Origin of the sequence: Mesobacillus subterraneus (genome assembly GCF_020524355.2) — a bacterium.
Lineage (GTDB): Bacteria > Bacillota > Bacilli > Bacillales > Cytobacillaceae > Mesobacillus > Mesobacillus subterraneus_C.
In genome coordinates, this window is the sequence record NZ_CP129019.1 from 182,693 (window position 1) to 203,902 (window position 21,210).

A 21,210-nucleotide genomic window follows, 5' to 3' on the forward strand; every position below is an offset into this window, starting at 1 on the left:
ATTGCAGGAGGGGACCCTAGTGCTGACGCTAATCAAGAATGGAGACATTTACGCACCAGATTACCTTGGAAAAAAAGATATATTGCTTGTTGATCGTAAAATAGGATTCATCCAGGATGAAATTGAAGTTCCTGATGGGTTTGTCGAGGCTCAGGTTATTGATGCGACAGGAAAAAAGGTCGTACCGGGATTCATTGATTCCCATGTCCATCTCATTGGAGGCGGCGGGGAAGGCGGGTTTCACACCAGGACTCCTGAAATCCAGCTGACACAGGCTACGACTGCCGGGATTACCACCCTGGTTGGCGTTCTTGGTACCGACGGGACAACAAGAACAATGACGAGCCTGATTGCCAAAGCACGCGGACTTGAAGAAGAAGGGATTACCACCTATGTGCAGACAGGGTCCTACCAGGTCCCTGTCAAAACACTGACCGGTAAAATCGAAGACGATATCATTTTAATCGATAAAATCATCGGGGCAGGGGAAATCGCGATTGCCGACCACCGCTCCTCACAGCCGACTGCTGAGGAACTGGCTAAGATCGCATCGGCAGCCCGGATTGGCGGGATGCTTTCCGGTAAAAGCGGTATCGTCAATGTCCATGTCGGTGACAGCCCTGACCATCTGAAAGTGATTCTGCAGGTAATCGAGGAAACGGACATACCGATCCGCCAATTTTACCCGACCCATATGAACCGCAATCCGCACCTATTTGAAGCTGGAATAGAATACGCGAAAAAAGGCGGCTGGATCGATTTTACAACCAGTTCGATTCCGAAGTTTTTGGAAGAAGGCGAAGTGAAGTGCAGCGTCGCCCTGAAACGCATGCTCGAAGCGGGAGTGGATATCAGCCAGATTACTTTCACATCCGATGGACAGGCCAGCCTGCCTGATTTCGATAAGGATGGGGAATTGATCGGCCTACAGATCGGACAGGTTTCCTCATTGTATGAAGCAGTTAAAGAAGCTGTTTTAACGGAGGGGATTCCGCTTGAAACGGCCATCCGTGTGATTACGGCCAACCCTGCTTCAATCCTGAAGCTGAAGCAAAAAGGGCCGGATTGAAGCTGGATTAGATGCAGACCTTGTCCTGTTGGATGAGAATCATCAAATAGAAACCGTCATCGCCATGGGGAAGGTTATGGTAGAGAATGGGAGTCCAACTGTAAAAGGGACATTTGAATGATTTGGAGAACCTTGTCTGTATGTGGGCAAGGTTCTTTTTATCTGCAAAATGCCTTCTAAACTATGTTAAGTATGCCTGTATTACGAACTTGGTCGATATATCTGGAAAAGTGGTCGATATTCGAAAGTGTGGCTGATATATTTGAAAATCCGCCGATAAATTCAAAAATGAGGTCGATAAAATCTTACTTTCGCCAATAAACCCACATTACAGGATATCGGAGGCGGGAATAATTAGTACTGAATCAATTAAATCTTTTTTCAAGCAGCAAAAAACCGGGCAAATGCCCGGATTTTTTAAAAAATCATATACAAAACCAATCCGCCAACAGCTCCAGTTACAACGACGATCCATGGCGCGAGCTTCCAATACACCAGCATGCTGAACAACACGGCTGCAAACACGAAATCAATCGGCTCTAGAATGGAACTCGTCCAGATTGGATGGTAAAAGGCTGCGATTAAAATTCCAACTACAGCTGCATTTACCCCCATCAGTGCCCGGCTGATCTTGCTGTTTCTTCTTAACGCGTCCCAGAATGGCAGTGTCCCAAGAACCAGCAGGAATGCCGGCAAGAAAATCGCGACAGTCGCGAGCAGGCCGCCTTGCCAGCCATTGATTACAGTTCCGATATAGGCAGCAAAGGTGAACAAAGGACCAGGAACAGCCTGGGCAGCACCGTATCCAGCAAGGAAGGCTTCTTCGCTCAGCCAGCCTGTTGGCACGAATTCACGCTCGAGCAATGGCAGGACAACATGACCTCCGCCAAACACGAGCGAACCTGAACGGTAAAAGCTGTCAAACATTGCGATCCAGTTCAATGAAGTTGCTTCACGTAAAATCGGCAGGAGAATCAATAAGCTGATAAACAATCCCAGGCTTACATAGCCGACAGATTTGGAAATCGAAAAAGTCATTCTTTGATCATCTGTTGCAGTGTGGGACTTGAATAATACATATCCTAAAATCCCTGCAATGATAATGACGCCGATTTGCGTATATGCTGTCTGCCAAAGCAGCGTTGCAGCGAGCGCAAATAAAGCAATGGTTTTCCGCGGCAAATCGGGAGTCAGTTTCTGCGCCATTCCCAGGATAGCGTGGGCAACGACAGCGACGGCGACAATTTTCAGTCCGTGAATCCAGCCGGCATCGCCAACATCAAATCCCTGTAAAATGATTGCGAAAATAATGAGTGCCAATACCGAAGGCAGTGTGAATCCAAGGAATGCGAACAATCCTCCCAGTAATCCACCGCGCATCAAACCAACGCCGATGCCGACCTGGCTGCTTGCGGGTCCGGGCAGGAACTGGCATAATGCCACTAAATCTGCGTAGCTTTCTTCATCCATCCACTTTCTGCGGCGGACATATTCCTCATGAAAATAACCGAGGTGGGCGACAGGCCCGCCGAACGACGTCAGGCCGAGCCTGGTTGAAACCATCAATATCTCCAGCAGTGACTGGAATGTAACACTTCTTTTCTCTGTCATTTCTTTAACTCCTTTATAACTAATTGAAAACGCTCATTGAAAAAAGACTTATAGGCGAGCTGCAAATATAAAATCACCGTAAGCGACACACTTCCCACTATCCCAAGCATGATCGCAATCTGGTATTCCACGGCAACGATGGGGGAAGTCCCAGAAAGTATTTGTCCCGTCATCATTCCAGGCAAGAATATGATTCCCATCCCGACCATCGAATTGATCGTTGGCAGCATGGCAGAATCAAACGCCTCGTTGACCACCTTCCTGGCGGCATCCTTTGGGGTGGCGCCAAGCATCAGTGCGCCCTCAATCTCGGCCCTCCGCGATGTAAATCCCGAAATCAGATTATTCACTCCGAGCGAAACCCCGGTCATCGAATTGCCGATGATCATCCCGGCAATCGGGATAAAATAACGAGGCTCATACCATGGCGTGACGTCGAGCACAACCAGAATGAAAAAGAATAAGCTCGTCAGGATGCCAATACCCATTGCATAGGCGATATGCTTTTTCATCCCAACCCCTAGCGGCTGCTTTGTCCGTTTGTAGACATTATAAATCGCAAATACTTGCATGATGGCAATGATCATTAACGTATAAAAGGGATTCGGATTATCAAAAAGATAGACGAGCAGGTATCCGACCAGGACTAGCTGGAGGGACATCCGCACAGTAGCCAGCAGGATTTCTTTCTCCCGCCGAATCCCGCGGGCCCTGACGATGACGATCAATATCAGGATGAAGATATAAGCAGCAGCAAGCTGCAGAAACGATAAATCCATCACATCATCCATCAGCGCACCCCGCTTTCAATGGAATATTTGGGCATGTCAATAGTATTCTCGGCGACAAGCTCGGCAAGTTCCTTCGAATGAGTGATCATGATGACCGTTTTCGAATTCTTTTTCGCATATTCCTGAAACCTTGTTAACACAGTACGGGCTGTATCCTCATCCAGCGCAGAAGTTGGCTCGTCCAGCAAAAACACTTCGGGATCAAGCACCATGGCCCTTGCCCAGGAAAGTCGCTGTTTCTCGCCTCCGGATAGGTGTTCCGCTTCATCGCTTAGGTTTTTATCCAGCATAAACAGCTTTAACATTGATTCCATCTCTGGAACTTCAGCTGCTTCTTTTCCGGAAAAAGAAAGGCCAATCTGCAAATTATCTTCAATGCTGCCATCAAAGATGACCGGCGCCTGCGACACCATCACAACCGTTCTTCTGAGCTGCAGGGGATCGATTTCACTGACGGGTAGGTTTCTAAAGAAAATCTCCCCTTCGTCAGGACTGGACAGATCATTCAAAAGCCTCAACAGCGTCGACTTGCCGCTTCCGCTCGGCCCAAGGATACAGGTGAATTGGTTTTTCGGAATCATCAGCTGCTGAATTTGTAAAATACCATCCACTCTGACATTCTTCAGTTCAAACATGCTATTCCTCCAATCAATCTTTGATTTCCTTGAACAGTTCGTACGCTTTCTTTTGGGCTTCCTCAAGCACGCTGTTGCCTTTGTCCGTTGTCCGGTAGTATTTTCGAATTTTGCCCTCGACATTTCTTTCTTCTTTAATAAGCAGACCGTCTGATTCCATACTGTGCAGAATGGGGTATAGTGTGCCGGCGCTTAAACTGTATCCATGCTCTTTCAGCTCTTCCAGCATCCACAGCCCAAAAATCGGCTGCTCCTTCGCATGGTGTAAAATATGAATCTGGATGAATCCGAGAAAAAGTTTCCTGAGGACCTTATCCTCCATAAAAAATTCCTTCTTTCATTGATATCGAAATTCAATAACGAAACCCGATATCATTTTAACGTATCTGAAAAATAATTCAATTATTTTACTTTATCTTTGCCCTATAGGAGGGGGAATCTGCAAAAACCGAGACATATAGAAATATACAGTGAGCAAGGGAAAAAACGCGAACAAATGCATAAATTCATCAATCGCTATGGAAAAAAGGAGTTAGTTGAACTCTTGAAGTGATCATCAAGCATACAGTTCAAGGCTGTATGCTTATTTTGATTCAAATGGTTAGGATACAAGAAGATGGACAAAGTAAGGAGAGTGAAACTTTATTTAAGGGATGTTCTTATGGCTCTTTCAATTTATATAACGATTACCATTTTACTTCTGCATTTCGCTTATCATGTGCAAAAACCGCTGAACTTTTTGCAAAACGCTCTGGTTTTCATGGTGGTTGCAATCATCACGCGCCAATGCGTGACGGTTTTTGCGTTGGAATGGCATCTTTTTAATTTACCTGAGGATGATTGGCTGTTTGTTTGCTTGATTCTATGCCGGGACGTGCTGACACCGATGGTCACGGTGCTTTTTGCTAATTATTATGTGCAAGCAAAATCGCTATTTTATAAAATAGAGGCCTTCTTGATTTCATTGGCAATCATGCTTGCCATGCATGGGCTGGCTTTACAATTCCAAATCCTCACTTATGTTAAGTGGAACTTTTTCTATACGATTTTATTGAATGCCGGCTTCCTGCTCTCGGCATTAGGCGTTTTGAGGCTGGTATCTTTTATACAGACATTGGAGAATCGTCAAAATGAAAGTTTATGATACTGCGTTCAAGGAAAATGAATGGTTTGTGGTCATCAGCATCATCGTCATGAACCTGGCTATTTGGTTCGCTCCAAAAATTTTCAGCAAGCTGGAGAGTGTCGGTTATTACATTTTCGGAATCTACATAGTCCTGTTTTACGACCACACCCTTTCGATCAGGCCCTGGGATTATTATGATGTCAACGACAACTCATCCTATCAGTTCATCGATTTCCTGAGCTATATCATGTATGGACCATATGGGTATTTCTTTCTTTATTTTTATGTAAAATGGAACATTCGCGGGCTTAAAATCATTCCCTATATCCTGTTATGGTCGGCGTTCTCGATACTGCTGGAATGGGTTGGTCTCAAGATCGGCCTGTTTCATTTTGACAAAGGCTATAAGATGTATTGGTCGTTCCCAATCTACCTGCTTTCGCAGACGATGATTATTGTGTTCTATCACTTATGTACCCGTTATGAAAAAACTGGAAACAATCAAAAAACTAAATTATAATTTTAAGGACTAAGGGTAGAGTTGAGGAGATTTGTCATGGTGATAAAAAGTGCAATTCGGGTCATCACCGTTATTTTGCAGTACATAGCAGGTGTGCTCCTGTTTATAACCATCGGGAGCCTGCCAGTCCTTTTGAGGGGTTTGACGTTTGATACGGAGGGTTATTTTCACAATATATGGGAATTGGCTTTTAAGATTTTCACCTTAAGTAATCTAACTTACGATGGAAAGCATGAGATGCTGCCGGCGGTGATGGGCCGATTTTTCTATTCGATGAAGACATTGGGCATGGCAATGTTTGTGGCAACAGCGATGGCGTTCCTGCTATCCTACTTGGTCGTGCTCTTTTTTGAAAAGAAAAAAGACTATATTCTAAGCTTCATAGAAATCATTCGTTCCATCCCTGATGTGCTATGGATGTTCCTGCTGCAGGCGGCTGTGATTTGGGTATTTAAAACCTTCGGGGTGAAATTCGTCCAGACGACCTCGCTCGGTAGCGATAACCAGGCTGTCCTGCTTCCACTCATCAGTTTGAGCCTGCCAATTTCTCTTTTTTTGACGCAGATTATCGTCCTTAAAATCTTTGAAGAGCTGGATAAGCAGTACATACTATTAGCCAAAGCAAAAGGGCTGTCCTTTTTTTACATGCTGAATGTCCACGTGGTCCGCAATATCAGCGAGGATTTGAAAGGGCACTTCAAGACGATTGTGTGGATGATGCTCTCAACACTCGTTATGGTCGAATACATATTTAATCTGAATGGTTTGATGCTGTTCAATATCAAGTATGTTTCCGTCGAGCTGTTCGTGTTTAGCTGTATTCTGTTCTTTACGCCATTTTTCCTGATTTATAGACTAATAGATTTTAGAAGGTTATCAATATGATCAGATTGCTGAAAACGAAAAAATTCATATTTGGGGTATCCTTTCTGACAATCCTGCTGATACTGAGTATTTTGAATACCGTTGTGAATGACGGCAAAATCAGACAAGTCCAGTTCATCTATAATGAAGAAGGAACCCTGGAAAAAGCGCCGCCATATCCGCCGTTTGATGTTTTTCTGTTTGGCTCAGATATGTATGGCTATGATATGCTCCACACCGTGATTGAAGGGGCAAAATATTCAATTGGCATCGTCCTGGTCGTCGCTTTTTTAAGGATGATTTTATCAATTGTCTTGAGTTATTTTCTATTCAGGGTGCCGGACCGGATCTTCAATCTGATAAAAACGGTTTCGGAGCCATTATCCTTTTTCCCGCAGACATTGATTGCCTACTTCCTGCTCGTTTCGGTCGTCATGTATACAATCCACGGCTTCCATCATCCTTTATGGGTCAGGGTGGTCTATGAGTTCATCATTCTAGTCCTGATTGCGCTGCCGGCGTTGACCGTCCAGCTGATTGAGAAAAAGCGCCGGGTTTGGAAGGAAGAATTCATTAAATCGGCGATTACTCTTGGCGGGAGCAAGCGCCATATCTATTTCAAGCACGTCCTTCCGCAATTGTATGAAGAATGGATCTTGATGTTCGGCCAGCAGTTTTTGCAGGTGCTCGCACTGCTCGTGCACCTTGGCGTCTTGCTCATCCTCTTTGGAGGAACGATTACGGGTGAGGGACCACCCTCATCGGTCACACATGAGTGGTCAGGGTTGATTGGCATTAACAAGCGTTTCATGCTTGCTCATGAGTGGATCGTTTATGTGCCGATTCTGTTTTTCGCGTTGACTGCGCTGAGCGTAGCGATGATCAATAAGGCTTTGAGTGACTTTTTCAAATAAAAGGAAATGGTCAGGAACAATAAGGGGATATAGGAATAGCGATTCGCTATAACACTTTCGTACTATAAAAATACCCCGTTGGATGAATAGTCTGCGGCTGAAAAATTTGCCATAATAGTGTTCAACAAAACTCTTCGGGAGTTTGGCCCATTCATTGGCTAGTGGTATCCCCATTCGGCCAGTGAGTGGGTTTTATTTGTGTTTTGGATACTCCCGCGATAAAATTAATTAACTGAAAATTCTAAACTAAAAGGAGGTGCGTTGTTTGGAAAAGGCCCTTTCACAAAGAAGGGAAAAGTCTGCAAAGTTGTTCATGAACTCGGTATCATTGATTGGCTGGCTGCTCATCCTTCTCTCTCTTGTAAAATTGGAACCTCCCGGCGAACCGGTTGTTTTAGCCCTTTTATTTTTATTCCTGCTTATTAGCGAGTACTACCCGATGCCAGTTTGGAGAGGGCATACAGCGATCACATTCCCGGTGGTCTATGTTTTATTTTTGCTGTATGGATTTCCGTACACTGCAATCGCTTTTGCTGGCGCAGTCCTGATTGTGAACCTCGTCCATAGAAGGCCGCTCAGGACCGTACTATTCAACCCCGCCCAGCTCGTGATCAGTTTTTATGTTGCTGCAATGACACTTCCTCTAATGGAACCTCTCTTGGAAAAGCTGGCACTCACTCAGATTATAGAGGGAATGTTCGGTTACATTCTCCTGTTAGCTGTCTATGTTTTAGTCAACAACGTGATTGTCGACCTTGTTCTCGTTATCAGGCCGCAGCATTATTCTTTTAAAATGTGGAAGCAAAAGAGTCTCACGGAACTGAATAGTGCAGGTATTTCGTTGATTTACGGAATTACCCTGTATGTCGTGGGCAGCCAAAATCGCGGTGAAATCGATGTATTTGCTTACTTCTTCTTTTTCTCGCCGCTAGTAGGGATTTCCCTCTTGAGCGCGACGATTGCCAGGCTGAAAAGAGAGAAGAACCGTTTGAAGCTTCTTTTTTCGATCACTTCCGAGTTGAATCAGATGCTTCCTTCACAGGACTGGCTTTCGGCTTTACGAGGGAGCTTCAATGAATTGATTGGTGCAGAGGCCAGTTTATTATGGATCAAAAAAGATGGCGAATGGGAGCTTAGCTTCAAAGATGGCAGGACAGTAGCGAAATGCGAATTGACCCCAGAGGCGTTAGCAGAATTTGATGGAATGCGCAGTCCCGTGGTTTTTAATGACCGCAAAAAGGATGGCGGTGTCGCGGCCGCTTGTTTTGAAGAAGACGTGAAGGCGTTTGTCTACTCGCCGCTTGTCATCGAGAACGAAACGATCGGGATGTTCATTGTTGCCCGCAGCCGGACGAAAAGCTTTGAGGACCACGATGTCCAATCGATTGCGACGCTTGCCAACCAACTGGCCGTCATCATCAAGACGCGGATGCTTTTTACCGAAAAAGAAAAGGTGATTGTCCTTGAGGAACGGAACCGGATTGCCCGCGACATCCATGATGGTGTGGCCCAGACGCTTGCCGGGGCAGTCATGAAGCTGGAAACTGCAGGGAAAAAGTTCACTAAGAACCCTGAAGAAACAAAGAAACTTGTGGATGAAAGTGTCATGGGTCTCAGGGAAAGCCTGAAGGAAGTGCGCGAATCGATCTATGCATTGCGCCCGTATCCGACTCAAAAGGCAACGCTGGCAGAAGCGATTTTAAGAAAAATCGAAGCCGTCCAGAAGGAATACCGGCAGGACATTGAATTCGAAATTCGGGGGCAGGAGCAGGAGCTTAGCCCGATGGTCGAAAAAGTTCTGTTCGACACTTTCCAGGAAAGCCTTCACAACGCCATCAAGCATTCTCAGGCTACGAAGGTAGAAGTTCTCTTAAGCTATCAAACTGAGCATATACTGTTGAAAATCAAGGATGAAGGAAAAGGGTTCTCGCTGTTCCAGGCAATGCTGAAGGCGAGGAATCAGCCGCATTTCGGCATCCTGCAAATGAACGATGCCGCTGAAAAAATCAACGCCTCCCTGCAAATCGACAGCAAGGAAGGCTCGGGAACGGAAGTCAGCATCACCGTTCCTAGAATGGGAATCGAGGGGGAAACCACAAATGATCAGGCTCATGCTAGTGGATGACCATGCCGTGCTCCGCGACGGGCTGCGGAATATTATTTCGGTTGAAGAAGATATCGAAGTCGTCGGCGAAGCGGTATCCGGTGACGATGCACTATTGAAGGTGGAGAGCTGCAAGCCAGACATGATTTTAATGGATATCAACATGCCGATGAAAAATGGCGTTGAAGTCACGGGCATTTTGAAAAAGAAATACCCGCATATTAAAATCCTTGTGCTGACAATGCACAGCCACGAAGAATATTTCATGTCGGCCATCCGTGAAGGAGCGGACGTCTATTTATTGAAGGACGCGCCTTCCGACCAGGTCGTCGAGGCAATACGCACCGTCGCCCGCGGCGAGTCGGTCATCCATCCATCAATGACAAGGAAACTGCTCGCCTTCCACCAGCAAAAAGAAACAAAGCAGGAGGACACAACCCTGACCGAACGTGAAAAGGAAGTATTGCTCTGCCTCGTCGAAGGACTCAGCAACAAAGAAATCGCCGACCGCCTGTTCATCAGCGACAAAACCGTCAAAATCCACGTCAGCAAAATTTTCAAAAAGCTGAATGTCAAAAGCCGCTCCCAAGTCGTCATCCACGCCGTCCAGCATCAGCTCGTGCCAATCCCGCCGACATCGAGCGGAGCATAATGAGAGTCCTCATCACGAGGGCTCTTTTTCTTTTGAGTACTACTTTAGTAGTACCAAAGATTAGTACAGAGGATATTATTTTTTAAATACAATGCAGAATGGTTTTCATGTAAATATTGTGGGAATATTAAGAAAAATAGCTAAGGAGCTGAAAAGTAAATGAAGTTTAAAGCTGCATTTTTATCATTTATTCTTATGGACGCGACGGTGTTTGCTTCGATTATTCCCGGAACGACGACAAAGGCAGTTGAGCCAGTCAAAGCTGTGGTCGATTCTGAGCTGACGAAAAAGCTTTTGACAGCCATCACCCCTGTCGAAGCAATCGTTACTTTTAAAAGTGATGAGGGGGTCCTGCCTGAGCAGGTAAATCTTCTGGAGAAGGTTGGGATTACGAAGGGTTTGACACTGAATAGCCTGCCGATCGCAGGAATTCTCGCGACAAAATTACAGATTGATAAGCTTGCACAAAGTGACCAGGTAGTTTCTATCTATCTAAACAAGAAGCTGGAATACGAAAATGCGGAAGCGACAGATATCACTGGAGTTGACCAGGTTCGTACAGATGACAGTATGAGAAAGCTGAATGGCGGCTTGCCGGTGACAGGAAAAGGGATTGGCGTCGTCATCAATGACAGCGGTGTTGACGGGACGCATCGTGATCTGGAGTTTGGCAGCCATCTCGTCCAAAATGTGTTGGGATCGACTAACCTGAATGCGCTTAGTACGCTATTGCCTGTTTCTTATGTTGAAAATGTACCGAACACCGATTCAAGCTCCGGACATGGTACGCATGTAGCTGGTATTGTTGGCGGAACTGGCGAAATGTCAGGCGGAAAATATGAGGGAGTCGCTCCTGGCGCGAACTTGATTGGCTATGGATCAGGGGCGGCGGTCGCGATGCTTGATACAATTGGCGGCTTTGATTATGCACTGACCCATCAGCATGAATACAATATCCGCGTCATCACGAATTCTTGGGGAGACACTGGGGATGCAGGGACTGATTTCGATCCTTATCACCCTATTAATATCGCAACGAAAAAACTGTATGACCGCGGCATCGTGACGGTTTTCTCCGCAGGCAATTCAGGTCCGGACGCAAAAACGATTTCCGGAAATTATAAAAAAGCACCGTGGGTCGTTACCGTTGCAGCTGGAGATAAGTCAGGAAAGCTGGCAGATTTCTCTTCACGCGGCGAAGAAGACCGGGGCGGAAGTGTTACCGCCGATGGCCAGACATGGAAATGGGTGGATCAGCCTACATTGACTTCACCTGGAGTCGACATTATTTCAACTAGAGTGATCAGTCCGCTCGTGCTGCTTGGTGCGACTGCAGATGCTGAATACATTGAACCAGCACACCTGCCTTTTTACACGACGATGAGCGGAACATCGATGGCCGCTCCGCATGTCGCCGGAATCGTCGCCTTGATGCTCGAAGCCAATCCGTTGCTGTCGCCTACTGAGGTAAAATCAATCCTTGAAAACACAGCCACCACGATGCCGGATTACGCGGCGTGGGAAGTCGGTGCTGGTTACGTGAATGCATATGATGCGGTCAATGCAGCTTTTAAAAAGAAAAAATGACGATTTGTTGATCTCCCTTGCTGGCGCAGGGGAGATTTTTACTCCGCCGGGGCCGTTTGGTGAAATGCTGAAGTAAAACAAGCGAATTATGCGTGAAATCGATTGAAAAACTCGTTGTTTTTTGAAATAGGGAAACCGAACTAGAGGAATGGATTCTTTTTTTTAAAAAAACCAGCGATAAAAGGGTTCTTTAGGTGAGATTTTACTCTTTAAGTGGTTTTTTTGAGGGGATAGTGACTTTAAACTCGGTCCATTTCCTAGCTGGAAAAATTATTCTCTTACTAAGTGCTATTAATTGCACAGAAATTCAGTCAAATCGCACGATTAAGCACCTTAATTGCACGAACTTTTTCTATAATTGCACAAAAAAACCTGAGAATTGCAGATTTATCCTAATTTTGGAAAAAACATGCCCGTAGATAGCACTACTCATCTATAACTTTTGTACGATGCAAGAATAGACATTCCGGAATTTGATTTTATTACCTTTGAAGAATAGTTTTACAGCGGGGATTTCATGATAATTAAGTTAGGAATATTCAAAATTTTATAGAATGAGAGGAGAATAACATGAAACGTTTTACGTATTTGTTGCTGGCACTATTGCTCATTTTTCCGGTATTTGCTGTACCCCAGGGGAAGGCGGGCAGTCTGGCGGTCATTGATCCGCTGGTTAGCAAGGCACTTGATACTGCGAGCTCACTGCAGGTCATTGTCACTTTTAAAGGAGACAGCGCTCCGACAAACTCGCAATTATCATTGTTAAAAACGCTCGGTATCGAAACGGGGATCAGCATGAAGTCATTGCCGATTGCCGGAGTCATCGCAACAAAAGCACAAATCGAAAAACTTGCGGCAAATCCAGAAGTACAATCGATCTATATGAACAGGAAACTTAGTTACTTCAACGCGGATGCCACCGCAATCACTGGCGTCGATAAAGCCAGGACGGACGACAGCTTCCGCAAAGCGAACGACGGCCTGCCTGTTTCCGGAAAAGGAATCGGTGTCGTCGTGAACGACAGTGGAGTTGACGGAACACATAAAGACCATGAATTGGGCAAGAATCTTGTCCAGAATGTCATGGGTTCCACAAACCTGAATGCACTTGCACCAGGCTTGCTGCCGGTCACATATCAGGAAAACGTCCCGAATACTGATACAAACTCAGGCCATGGTACTCACGTAGCCGGAACGGTCGGCGGAACGGGCGCGATGTCCGGCGGTAAATATGAAGGAGCTGCACCGGGTGCGGACTTGATCGGGTACGGTTCAGGAGCGGCATTGTTCGTCCTTGATGGTATCGGCGGTTTCGACTACGCGATCACTCATCAGTCGCAGTACAATATCCGCGTCATCACAAATTCATGGGGTTCATCAGGCGACTTTGATCCCAACGATCCGATCAATATTGCCAGCAAAAAAGCGCATGACCGCGGAATTACGGTTCTTTTTGCGGCAGGAAATGAAGGACCAGGAGAAAACACTCACAACCCGTACGCTAAAGCTCCATGGGTCATTTCGCTGGCCGCTGCTGGAGTCAAGGACGGGAAGCTGGCTGATTTCTCTTCAAGAGGCACGAAAGGTGTAGGCGGCACTTTTACAATGGATGGAAAGGAATGGACGTGGAAGGATGAACCGACCGTAACGGCACCTGGTGTGGACATCGTTTCAACTCGCGTTATTGGTCCAGTCGCAAGCCTGGCAATCGACCAGGATGCTGAAACAATCGAACCGGCGTACCTGCCTTACTATACAACAATGAGCGGTACATCGATGGCGACTCCGCATGTTGCGGGTATTGTTGCACTAATGCTTGAAGCGAATCCACTGTTGTCGCCTGCCGAAATCAAGTCGATTCTTGAACAGACTGCTACGAATATGCCAGGCTATGAAACCTGGGAAGTCGGCGCAGGTTACGTGAACGCTTATGCAGCAATAGATAAAGCATTCAATGATACATCATATGGCGAGACACTGAACGCAACCCAGACATTCTATAGCAATGTCAATTCATCGACAGAACGAAAGGAATTCTCGGTTGATTACAATCCGTTGACATTTATCTCTAAAAATCAATATGAATTCACAGTTGAAGAAGGTATGTCCAGCCTTATGGCAAAAGTTAATGGAGCAGGTCTCATGGAACAAACGGGCAATCCGATCAACCTTGTGCTGATCGCTCCGGATGGCACAGAATACAGCTCGGGTGTCAGCCTGCTGTTCCCGCTCTATTATGATCGAACCGTATCGGTGACTTCACCGGCACCAGGGGCATGGAAGGCTGAGATTCGCGGACTTCGCGGTGCTGATACCAATCCACTTGGCCTGGCTTTGCCTGAAACGGTAAAAGGAGAAATGGCCTTCACAAAGGTCAGCGGTTTCTCCGGATTGAACGATATTGCCGGACACCCGGCAGCAGATGCCATTAAAATGGGCGTAAGTGAACGATTATTCGATGGCTTTTCGAATGGCGCCTTCAAACCAGATGCGCTTTTAACAAGAGCAGAGCTGGCAAAATACTTGGTGATGGGTGCTGAGATTAAGCAGGTAATTCCAGCTGCGCCGAGTTTCTCGGATGTTTCAAAATCGGACCTTCCATTCGTGGAAGCGGCAGCAGCAAAAGGAGCTTCCTTCCGCGACCACCAGCATATCCAGAAGGGTGTCATCCTGCCAAAAGCAAACAGCAAATTCTCGCCGAAGGATGGCGTGACCCGTGCTGAGCTGGCATACTCACTGGTTCAATCACTAGGTTTGCAAAAGGAAGCAGAGGAATTCGATGGGCAGCTGACTGTACAGTATAATGACGAAAGAATCGCAATTTCAGATGTGTCAGAAGTTCCTGACCATTTGAAAGGCTATGTCCAGGTGGCTCTCGACCTGAATATCCTCAATGCCAAATTTGCTGTCACACAGGGGCCTTATGATCTGAAACCAAAGGTAACAGCAAGTTTCAACCCTTCTGTAAAAAATACACGCGGTGACTTTGCGGTTGCAATGACACGCTACTATAATGCTTTTCTAAAATAAGGTAAAATGAGAACAGGCAGAAATGGCCTGTTCTTTTTCCTTATAGGGGGGAGTTTGTATGCCTAAAATAGAAGCTGTGTTTTTTGACCTTGATGGCACCTTGCTGGACCGGAATGCTTCTGTCGTGAAATTTATCGAAGACCAGTATGATCGCTTTTGGTCTGAATTGAGTTTGATAGACAAACAGCGATATAAAAGCAGATTCATAGAATTGGATGCAAGGGGTTATGTCTGGAAGGACAAAGTATACAGCCAGCTTTTAAAAGAATTCAGCATCACGGACTTAAAATGGGAAGACCTGCTGGAGGATTACATGACGAATTTCAAGCATTCATGCATCGGTTTTCCACATTTGCACGAGGTCCTTGGAAATCTCCAACAGATGGGAGTTAAACTCGGATTAGTCTCGAATGGCAAAACTCGATTCCAGATGGACAATGTAAAAGCATTGGGAATTGAAGGATTCTTTGATTCAATCCTGATCTCAGAAGCAGTTGGTTATAGCAAGCCTGACCCGCGAATTTTACAGCGAGCACGTGACGAACTTGGAGTATTGGCGGCACACAGTATATTTGTGGGTGACCACCCTGAAAATGATGTGGTAGCAGCCCGGAACATTGGGATGATTGGAATCTGGAAGCGGGATGACTATTGGGAGGAGGCTGCGGCAGATTTTATTATAGAAGATTTAAAGAGTTTGCTAAGCATTATCCTGGAAGGAGCTGTTTTTCATGAAAGACTTTAAGATTACATACGACCCGCCCAATGAAGTTGAATATATCAATCTGCGCCTCGAAACAGGAATGAGCGGCAAATCGCTGGAAGCTGCACAGATTGGATTGAAAAATTCATTATTCGCGGTCACCATTTATGATGAGTTTGCCCTTGTGGCTATGGGACGGATTATTGGGGATGGCGGGGCATTTTTTCAGGTTGTTGATATTGCCGTCAAGCCATCATTTCAGGGAAGGGGATTGGGAAAGCTAATCATGAAAGAACTTATGAACTATTTAAATGAACATACATATGAAGGGTCATATGTAAGCCTGATTGCCGATGAACCGGCAAATAACCTTTATGAACAATATGGCTTTGCATATACTTATCCAGAATCCCATGGAATGTACCGGAAATATTGAACAGCCGATCAAGGCTGTTTTTTTATTGGTGAGTTTATACCATGCCTGAATAAGAAGACTTATGTCCCATATCAAGAAGTAAATCTTCTGAAAAAAATTCACAAAGTTTTCACCCGGAGAAGTATTTTACAATGTAACCAAATAAATTAAACGTCAATAATCCTAAGGAGAGAAAAACTGCATGGGCAAGTGCATCAAATTGAAGATGTTGTTGATTTTTTCAAGGCTGGCAGAGCTCTCTTTAAAGTCGACAGAAAAAATTAAGGATAGTATTGAGCGTATCAATGGTGAAACAAATCATACAGCTCTTGCGATGGGAGATAGGAAGCAGCTAATTAGATGGCTGCTTTTTCTTCATTAATCAGAAAAAAATGGTAGAAAATGTATTGTTTATAACTTTTATGGAATATCAGTGTATTTACTTATCGGGGTATTATTTAGTGAGTTCAAATATGCTTTAATTAGCTGAAGAGAAATGATACTAGCTTAAAGGATGGTTGAAATCTAAGATGAGATACGCACCTGAAGACTTACAGATGATCAAAGACCAGCTTGGCAGCCAATCATTATCTATCATTGCGAGAAGGCTGAATCGCAGTATCACGGCAATCGAAGTGAAGATTACGAGATTAGGACTATCCCATACAAAATCCTCCACAGGAATGCTGACCGCCGGAGAATTGGCAAAAATCCTCAAGATTGACCGTAATACCGTCATGCAATGGATTTTTAACCATGACCTGAAATACCACCAGCGGGTTACCCGCAGCAAAAAGAAATTCACGTTCATCAACACTGATGAATTCTGGTTGTGGGCAGAAAAAAACCGCCATAAAATTGACTTCTCCAAGCTCGAACCTGATGCACTTCCACCTGAACCATATTGGGTAGCAGAAGAGCGTAAAACTCCACGGCAAGTCACGAGTTACAAAGCATGGACCAAGCACGAAGAAAAGCTGGTCCTCGAATGGCACTGCTGCGGAAAAACGCTGGCAGAGATCTCATATATGCTTGGGCGGACGAGAGAGTCCATCCGTAAAAAGCTCAAACGCCTCACTCAATGAATTCATTATGAAAAAACCTACAATATATGGAAAACACTTTTTCACTCTTGTAATACTTGTAAAATAATAGTATATTTTTCCTACCAAAGTCTTGTTTAATATTTACAGAAATGTCGTCTCACGTCCCCAGGAGGAGTGTTTATGGATATTTATGTTGCCAGGCAGCCTATATTTGATATAAATGAAAAGACAGTTGCTTATGAATTGTTATACAGGAACAGCCCGGTCAATAATTATCAGCACACTGATGGGGACCAGGCTACAACAGATGTAATCGTAAATAGTTTCTTGAATATTGGAATCAAAGAATTATCGAATGGCAAGCCCTGCTATATTAATTTTACCGATAACCTCTTAAAACTGGGTGTACCTTCATATTTCAATCCATTATCCATCGTTGTCGAGATATTGGAAACAGTGGAACTTTAATGAAGACATCCTGAGGATTTGTAAAGATTTGAAGAAGCATGGATACACTATTGCGCTTGATGATTTCTTTGTTTCGCAGTGGAACGAATTGACTGTTCGAATTTTAGATTATATAGATATAATCAAAATTGATTTCCGGGCAACGAGCCGAAGAGACAGACAGGAAATGATTCGCTTCCTTAAAGATCGAAATATCCACTTTCTTGCTGAAAAAGTCGAAACGATTGAAGAATATCTAGAGGCCAAAGAAGATGGCTTCGTATACTTCCAGGGCTTTTATTTTAGCAAACCTGTCATCCTGAACAGCTATGATATCCCATCATATTATCATTCATATTTTCAGATTTTAAAAGAGATCGAGAGTCCAGAGCCTGATCTCGAAAAAATTAAAGATGTGATCGAAAAAGATATTTCCCTTTCCTATAAGCTTCTGAGGCTGATCAATAACCCGGTTTTCAGGCCAAGGAATGAGGTTTCCTCCATAAAGCAAGCCATCATTCTATTAGGGCTCAATGAAATCAAAAAGTGGATTTATGTTTTGGCAATCAGGGGAGCCGATAAAGGTTCGGGTGGTACGAAGGAACGGGAAATCATCGAGCTGTCGCTAAAGCGCGGAAAATTAGGCGAATTGATCGGCAGGAAAGTCGGCAGAGAAGTGCTGGCGTCAAAATACTTCCTGCTCGGAATGTTCTCCTTGATGGATTCCTTGCTTCACCATCCGATGGAGGAGCTGCTTGAAGACTTGCCGTTAAGCAATGAGTTGAAACATGCCTTGATGGGTGAAAAGAACGACGAATACGTCATGCTCCAATTTTTAAAAGACATCGAACACGCCTTCCACGAAGATGTGGAGCTGACCTTCAATCCAACCACTATGCCGGTGGAAGAGCTATTCAGGCTCTATGGCGAGGCAAGTGACTGGGCTACCAAGGTTTTAAGTGAAGTGAATATATAAAGATAATCAGCATGCAGCCGCATGCTTTTTCTTTTATGCTGGCAACAATCAACGCGAAAACAAACTCCTTTTTAGAGGAAGTTTCTTGTAACCAGCAGCCAAAAAAGTTATATTTTAAAAAGATGATTCTAAATTTTCGTTATTTCTCTGAATGAGGTGTTTAATCAATTGGTGCTGAAATATTTGTCCGCACTGTTCCTGCCTGGTTTCATGGTTGTGTTTTTCACCAGGGTTGCCTATAACCACATCCTTGCTCTCGTTTTGACGGTCGCGTTGATTGCGGCTTCTGTTTATAAAGGATACACAGATTCGTTCCTGCTGATTGTCGTCGATGCCTTTTCATTGACCGTGGGCTTCTATCTGGCGAACCGGATGATGAAGCGCAACAAAAAGCAGTCATAATTTTAAAAGTAAGCCTGTCGGATTGTGTCCGGTGGGTTTTTCTTATGGTTAAAGGAATAATCCCAATTTAATCAAACGTTTGATTAACGAGGATTCGACAACTTACAGCATCAATTTATAAAACTCAGCTATTAAATTCGAATGTTTGTTCGCTTTTTATTGGTTTGTTTTCCCTTCTTTGTGGTAGAATGAGGATATGACTTTTTGACAACTATGTAAGGCTTATATAGAGGAAAACTCTTTTCGGAAAAGTTACTGAATCAATGAAATCATTAATAATGACAGTGAATCGAAATGAGTCTGGAAATTTAAAATTACAGGAGGCTTTTCTGTGAAGGACCAATTTGAATTAGTCTCGAAGTATTCTCCGCAGGGGGACCAGCCTGCGGCAATCAAAGAGCTTGTGCAGGGAATCCGTGATAACAAGAAGCATCAAACGCTTCTTGGCGCGACAGGAACTGGTAAGACGTTCACGATTTCCAATGTGATCAAGGAAGTGAACAAGCCGACGCTTGTCATCGCTCACAATAAAACCCTGGCCGGCCAGCTGTACAGTGAGTTCAAGGAATTTTTCCCGAACAACGCTGTTGAGTATTTCGTCAGCTACTATGACTATTATCAGCCAGAGGCCTATGTGCCGCAGACGGATACTTTCATTGAGAAGGACGCAAGCATCAATGATGAGATTGACAAGCTGCGCCACTCAGCCACATCGTCGCTATTTGAGCGCAAGGATGTCATCATCATTGCCAGTGTTTCCTGTATCTACGGCCTCGGTAATCCGGATGAATACCGTGACATGGTCGTGTCACTCCGGACCGGCATGGAAATTGAGCGTAATAAGCTTCTTCACAAGCTGGTTGACGTCCAGTATGAACGAAATGATATCGACTTCAAGCGCGGGACGTTCCGTGTTCGCGGTGATGTTGTCGAAATTTTTCCAGTATCTCGTGATGAACACTGTATGAGGGTGGAGTTTTTCGGTGACGAGATTGACCGGATCCGAGAGGTTGATGCGCTGACTGGCGAGATTATCGGCGAACGTGATCATGTTGCGATCTTCCCGGCATCCCACTTCGTAACACGGGAGGAAAAACTGCGGATCGCAATCGATAACATCGAAAAAGAGCTGGAAGAGCGACTGGAAGTAATGCGCTCCGAGGAAAAGCTTCTTGAGTCCCAAAGGCTTGAACAGCGCACAAGGTATGACCTTGAAATGATGCGAGAGATGGGTTTCTGCTCCGGTATCGAGAACTATTCGCGCCATCTGACCTTAAGGCCTGCGGGTGCGACTCCATATACTTTGCTTGATTACTTCCCGGACGACTTTATGATTGTTGTTGATGAGTCGCATGTTACATTGCCGCAAATAAGGGGAATGTTTAATGGTGACCAGGCCCGCAAACAGGTGCTGGTAGACCACGGATTCCGCCTGCCGTCAGCAATGGATAACAGACCGCTGACATTTGCTGAATTCGAGAAGCATGTCAAGCAGGCTGTTTTCGTATCGGCGACTCCAGGACCTTATGAGCTTGAACATACGCCGGATATGGTACAGCAGATCATCCGTCCGACAGGTCTGCTGGATCCGACGATCGATGTTAGGCCAATCGAAGGTCAGATTGACGACCTGATCGCAGAAATCCAGGAGCGGACGAAGCGGAATGAGCGTGTGCTTGTAACGACTCTGACGAAAAAGATGTCTGAGGATCTGACGGATTACCTGAAGGAAATCGGCATCAAAGTCCAATACCTGCACTCAGAGATCAAGACGCTTGAGCGGATTGAGATTATTCGCGAGCTGCGCCTTGGTAAATATGATGTCCTGATTGGAATCAATCTCTTGAGGGAAGGCTTGGATATCCCAGAGGTTTCACTCGTTACGATCCTTGATGCGGATAAGGAAGGATTCCTTCGTTCGGAAAGATCACTGATCCAGACGATTGGACGTGCGGCGAGAAATTCCGGCGGACATGTCATCATGTATGCAGACAGAATGACCGATTCGATGGAAAAAGCGATCAGTGAAACGAAGCGCCGCCGTGAAATCCAGATAGAATACAACGAAAAGCATGGCATCACCCCGCAAACGATCCAGAAGGATATCCGCGACGTGATCCGGGCGACGATTGCTGCCGAGGAGCAGGAAGGTTACAGCCCGGCAGAAGGCCTGAAGAAATTGACCAAGAAAGATCGCGAACAAGTGATTTTAAATATGGAAAAAGAAATGAAGGACGCGGCGAAGGCTCTCAACTTCGAACGGGCAGCCGAGCTGCGTGACCTCATTCTTGAGTTAAAAGCGGAAGGATGACGATAGA

At 45.1% G+C, this 21,210-nt stretch carries 20 protein-coding genes and 1 pseudogene; 17 read left to right on the top strand and 4 right to left on the bottom strand.

The features are described from left to right. The first annotated feature begins 19 nt into the window (after positions 1–19). Positions 20–1,190: pseudogene (gene iadA / locus LC048_RS00810) on the top strand (beta-aspartyl-peptidase). 296 nt (positions 1,191–1,486) lie between these two features. Here iadA and chrA read toward each other — a convergent pair. The 4 genes from chrA to LC048_RS00830 are packed head-to-tail and all read right to left on the bottom strand — an operon-like array spanning position 1,487 to position 4,428. Continuing rightward, a complete protein-coding gene (gene chrA, locus LC048_RS00815) occupies positions 1,487–2,680 on the bottom strand; it encodes a chromate efflux transporter (protein ID WP_226601622.1) in 1,194 nt (397 codons plus the stop codon). Next, entirely contained in the window at positions 2,677–3,471 is a 795-nt protein-coding gene (locus tag LC048_RS00820; protein WP_226601623.1) for an ABC transporter permease, read from the bottom strand. The genes chrA and LC048_RS00820 overlap by 4 nt, the downstream gene beginning before the upstream one ends. Then, positions 3,471–4,106 (bottom strand): ABC transporter ATP-binding protein, encoded by a 636-nt coding sequence (locus LC048_RS00825; protein ID WP_226601624.1) that lies wholly within the window; start codon positions 4,104–4,106, stop codon positions 3,471–3,473. The genes LC048_RS00820 and LC048_RS00825 overlap by 1 nt, the downstream gene beginning before the upstream one ends. Before the next feature lie 13 nt (positions 4,107–4,119). Continuing rightward, positions 4,120–4,428, bottom strand: coding sequence for a PadR family transcriptional regulator (locus LC048_RS00830; RefSeq protein ID WP_226601625.1), 309 nt, complete (start codon positions 4,426–4,428; stop codon positions 4,120–4,122). Positions 4,429–4,722: 294 nt separating this feature from the next. Here LC048_RS00830 and LC048_RS00835 point away from each other — a divergent pair, with 294 nt between their 5' ends. From LC048_RS00835 to uvrB, 16 genes are all read left to right on the top strand, one after another. Then, on the top strand, positions 4,723–5,250 hold the full coding sequence (locus LC048_RS00835) for a hypothetical protein (RefSeq protein WP_226601626.1): 528 nt from the start codon (positions 4,723–4,725) through the stop codon (positions 5,248–5,250). Then, positions 5,237–5,752, top strand: coding sequence for a hypothetical protein (locus LC048_RS00840; protein ID WP_306049181.1), 516 nt, complete (start codon positions 5,237–5,239; stop codon positions 5,750–5,752). The genes LC048_RS00835 and LC048_RS00840 overlap by 14 nt, the downstream gene beginning before the upstream one ends. A gap of 36 nt (positions 5,753–5,788) precedes the next feature. Beyond that, positions 5,789–6,637: an ABC transporter permease subunit gene (locus LC048_RS00845; RefSeq protein ID WP_226601628.1), complete on the top strand. Its 849-nt coding sequence runs from the start codon at positions 5,789–5,791 to the stop codon at positions 6,635–6,637. After that, positions 6,634–7,530 (top strand): peptide ABC transporter permease, encoded by an 897-nt coding sequence (locus LC048_RS00850; RefSeq protein ID WP_226601629.1) that lies wholly within the window; start codon positions 6,634–6,636, stop codon positions 7,528–7,530. Before LC048_RS00845 ends, LC048_RS00850 begins: the two co-directional genes overlap by 4 nt. A 256-nt stretch (positions 7,531–7,786) precedes the next feature. Further along, on the top strand, positions 7,787–9,655 hold the full coding sequence (locus LC048_RS00855) for a sensor histidine kinase (protein ID WP_306049183.1): 1,869 nt from the start codon (positions 7,787–7,789) through the stop codon (positions 9,653–9,655). Beyond that, the gene (locus LC048_RS00860; protein ID WP_226601631.1) at positions 9,630–10,286 is read left to right on the top strand and encodes a response regulator; all 657 of its coding nucleotides are present in this window, start codon (positions 9,630–9,632) and stop codon (positions 10,284–10,286) included. The genes LC048_RS00855 and LC048_RS00860 overlap by 26 nt, the downstream gene beginning before the upstream one ends. 159 nt (positions 10,287–10,445) lie before the next feature. Beyond that, on the top strand, positions 10,446–11,873 hold the full coding sequence (locus LC048_RS00865; RefSeq protein WP_306049185.1) for a S8 family serine peptidase: 1,428 nt from the start codon (positions 10,446–10,448) through the stop codon (positions 11,871–11,873). Between the two features lie 570 nt (positions 11,874–12,443). After that, positions 12,444–14,903, top strand: a complete 2,460-nt coding sequence (locus LC048_RS00870; RefSeq protein ID WP_306049186.1) for a S8 family serine peptidase — start codon at positions 12,444–12,446, stop codon at positions 14,901–14,903. 58 nt (positions 14,904–14,961) lie between these two features. Next, positions 14,962–15,648 (top strand): HAD family hydrolase, encoded by a 687-nt coding sequence (locus tag LC048_RS00875; protein ID WP_226601634.1) that lies wholly within the window; start codon positions 14,962–14,964, stop codon positions 15,646–15,648. After that, on the top strand, positions 15,635–16,042 hold the full coding sequence (locus LC048_RS00880) for a GNAT family N-acetyltransferase (RefSeq protein ID WP_226601635.1): 408 nt from the start codon (positions 15,635–15,637) through the stop codon (positions 16,040–16,042). The genes LC048_RS00875 and LC048_RS00880 overlap by 14 nt, the downstream gene beginning before the upstream one ends. A 181-nt stretch (positions 16,043–16,223) precedes the next feature. Further along, entirely contained in the window at positions 16,224–16,403 is a 180-nt protein-coding gene (locus tag LC048_RS00885; RefSeq protein WP_226601636.1) for a hypothetical protein, read from the top strand. A gap of 148 nt (positions 16,404–16,551) precedes the next feature. Further along, a complete protein-coding gene (locus LC048_RS00890; protein WP_226601637.1) occupies positions 16,552–17,106 on the top strand; it encodes a helix-turn-helix domain-containing protein in 555 nt (184 codons plus the stop codon). Between the two features lie 141 nt (positions 17,107–17,247). Next, entirely contained in the window at positions 17,248–17,535 is a 288-nt protein-coding gene (locus tag LC048_RS00895) for a YuxH family protein (RefSeq protein ID WP_226601638.1), read from the top strand. A 28-nt stretch (positions 17,536–17,563) separates the two neighbouring features. Then, complete coding sequence (locus LC048_RS00900; RefSeq protein WP_264188320.1) at positions 17,564–18,490, top strand: EAL and HDOD domain-containing protein; 927 nt, start codon at positions 17,564–17,566, stop codon at positions 18,488–18,490. 168 nt (positions 18,491–18,658) lie between these two features. Then, entirely contained in the window at positions 18,659–18,892 is a 234-nt protein-coding gene (locus tag LC048_RS00905) for a CsbA family protein (RefSeq protein ID WP_041966402.1), read from the top strand. 331 nt (positions 18,893–19,223) lie between these two features. Further along, positions 19,224–21,203: an excinuclease ABC subunit UvrB gene (gene uvrB / locus LC048_RS00910; protein ID WP_306049190.1), complete on the top strand. Its 1,980-nt coding sequence runs from the start codon at positions 19,224–19,226 to the stop codon at positions 21,201–21,203. Positions 21,204–21,210: the final 7 nt, after the last annotated feature.

Excerpts from the sequence above, each read along its gene's own strand:
- LC048_RS00830 (WP_226601625.1), bottom strand. The coding sequence starts at position 4,428 with ATGGAGGATAAGGTCCTCAGGAAACTTTTTCTCGGATTCATCCAGATT.
- LC048_RS00860 (WP_226601631.1), top strand. The coding sequence starts at position 9,630 with ATGATCAGGCTCATGCTAGTGGATGACCATGCCGTGCTCCGCGACGGG.
- LC048_RS00850 (WP_226601629.1), top strand. The coding sequence starts at position 6,634 with ATGATCAGATTGCTGAAAACGAAAAAATTCATATTTGGGGTATCCTTT.
- LC048_RS00820 (WP_226601623.1), bottom strand. The coding sequence starts at position 3,471 with ATGGATGATGTGATGGATTTATCGTTTCTGCAGCTTGCTGCTGCTTAT.
- LC048_RS00840 (WP_306049181.1), top strand. The coding sequence starts at position 5,237 with ATGAAAGTTTATGATACTGCGTTCAAGGAAAATGAATGGTTTGTGGTC.
- LC048_RS00825 (WP_226601624.1), bottom strand. The coding sequence starts at position 4,106 with ATGTTTGAACTGAAGAATGTCAGAGTGGATGGTATTTTACAAATTCAG.
- LC048_RS00835 (WP_226601626.1), top strand. The coding sequence starts at position 4,723 with ATGGACAAAGTAAGGAGAGTGAAACTTTATTTAAGGGATGTTCTTATG.
- LC048_RS00880 (WP_226601635.1), top strand. The coding sequence starts at position 15,635 with ATGAAAGACTTTAAGATTACATACGACCCGCCCAATGAAGTTGAATAT.
- LC048_RS00885 (WP_226601636.1), top strand. The coding sequence starts at position 16,224 with ATGGGCAAGTGCATCAAATTGAAGATGTTGTTGATTTTTTCAAGGCTG.
- LC048_RS00890 (WP_226601637.1), top strand. The coding sequence starts at position 16,552 with ATGAGATACGCACCTGAAGACTTACAGATGATCAAAGACCAGCTTGGC.
- LC048_RS00865 (WP_306049185.1), top strand. The coding sequence starts at position 10,446 with ATGAAGTTTAAAGCTGCATTTTTATCATTTATTCTTATGGACGCGACG.
- LC048_RS00845 (WP_226601628.1), top strand. The coding sequence starts at position 5,789 with ATGGTGATAAAAAGTGCAATTCGGGTCATCACCGTTATTTTGCAGTAC.
- LC048_RS00875 (WP_226601634.1), top strand. The coding sequence starts at position 14,962 with ATGCCTAAAATAGAAGCTGTGTTTTTTGACCTTGATGGCACCTTGCTG.
- LC048_RS00895 (WP_226601638.1), top strand. The coding sequence starts at position 17,248 with ATGGATATTTATGTTGCCAGGCAGCCTATATTTGATATAAATGAAAAG.
- LC048_RS00870 (WP_306049186.1), top strand. The coding sequence starts at position 12,444 with ATGAAACGTTTTACGTATTTGTTGCTGGCACTATTGCTCATTTTTCCG.
- chrA (WP_226601622.1), bottom strand. The coding sequence starts at position 2,680 with ATGACAGAGAAAAGAAGTGTTACATTCCAGTCACTGCTGGAGATATTG.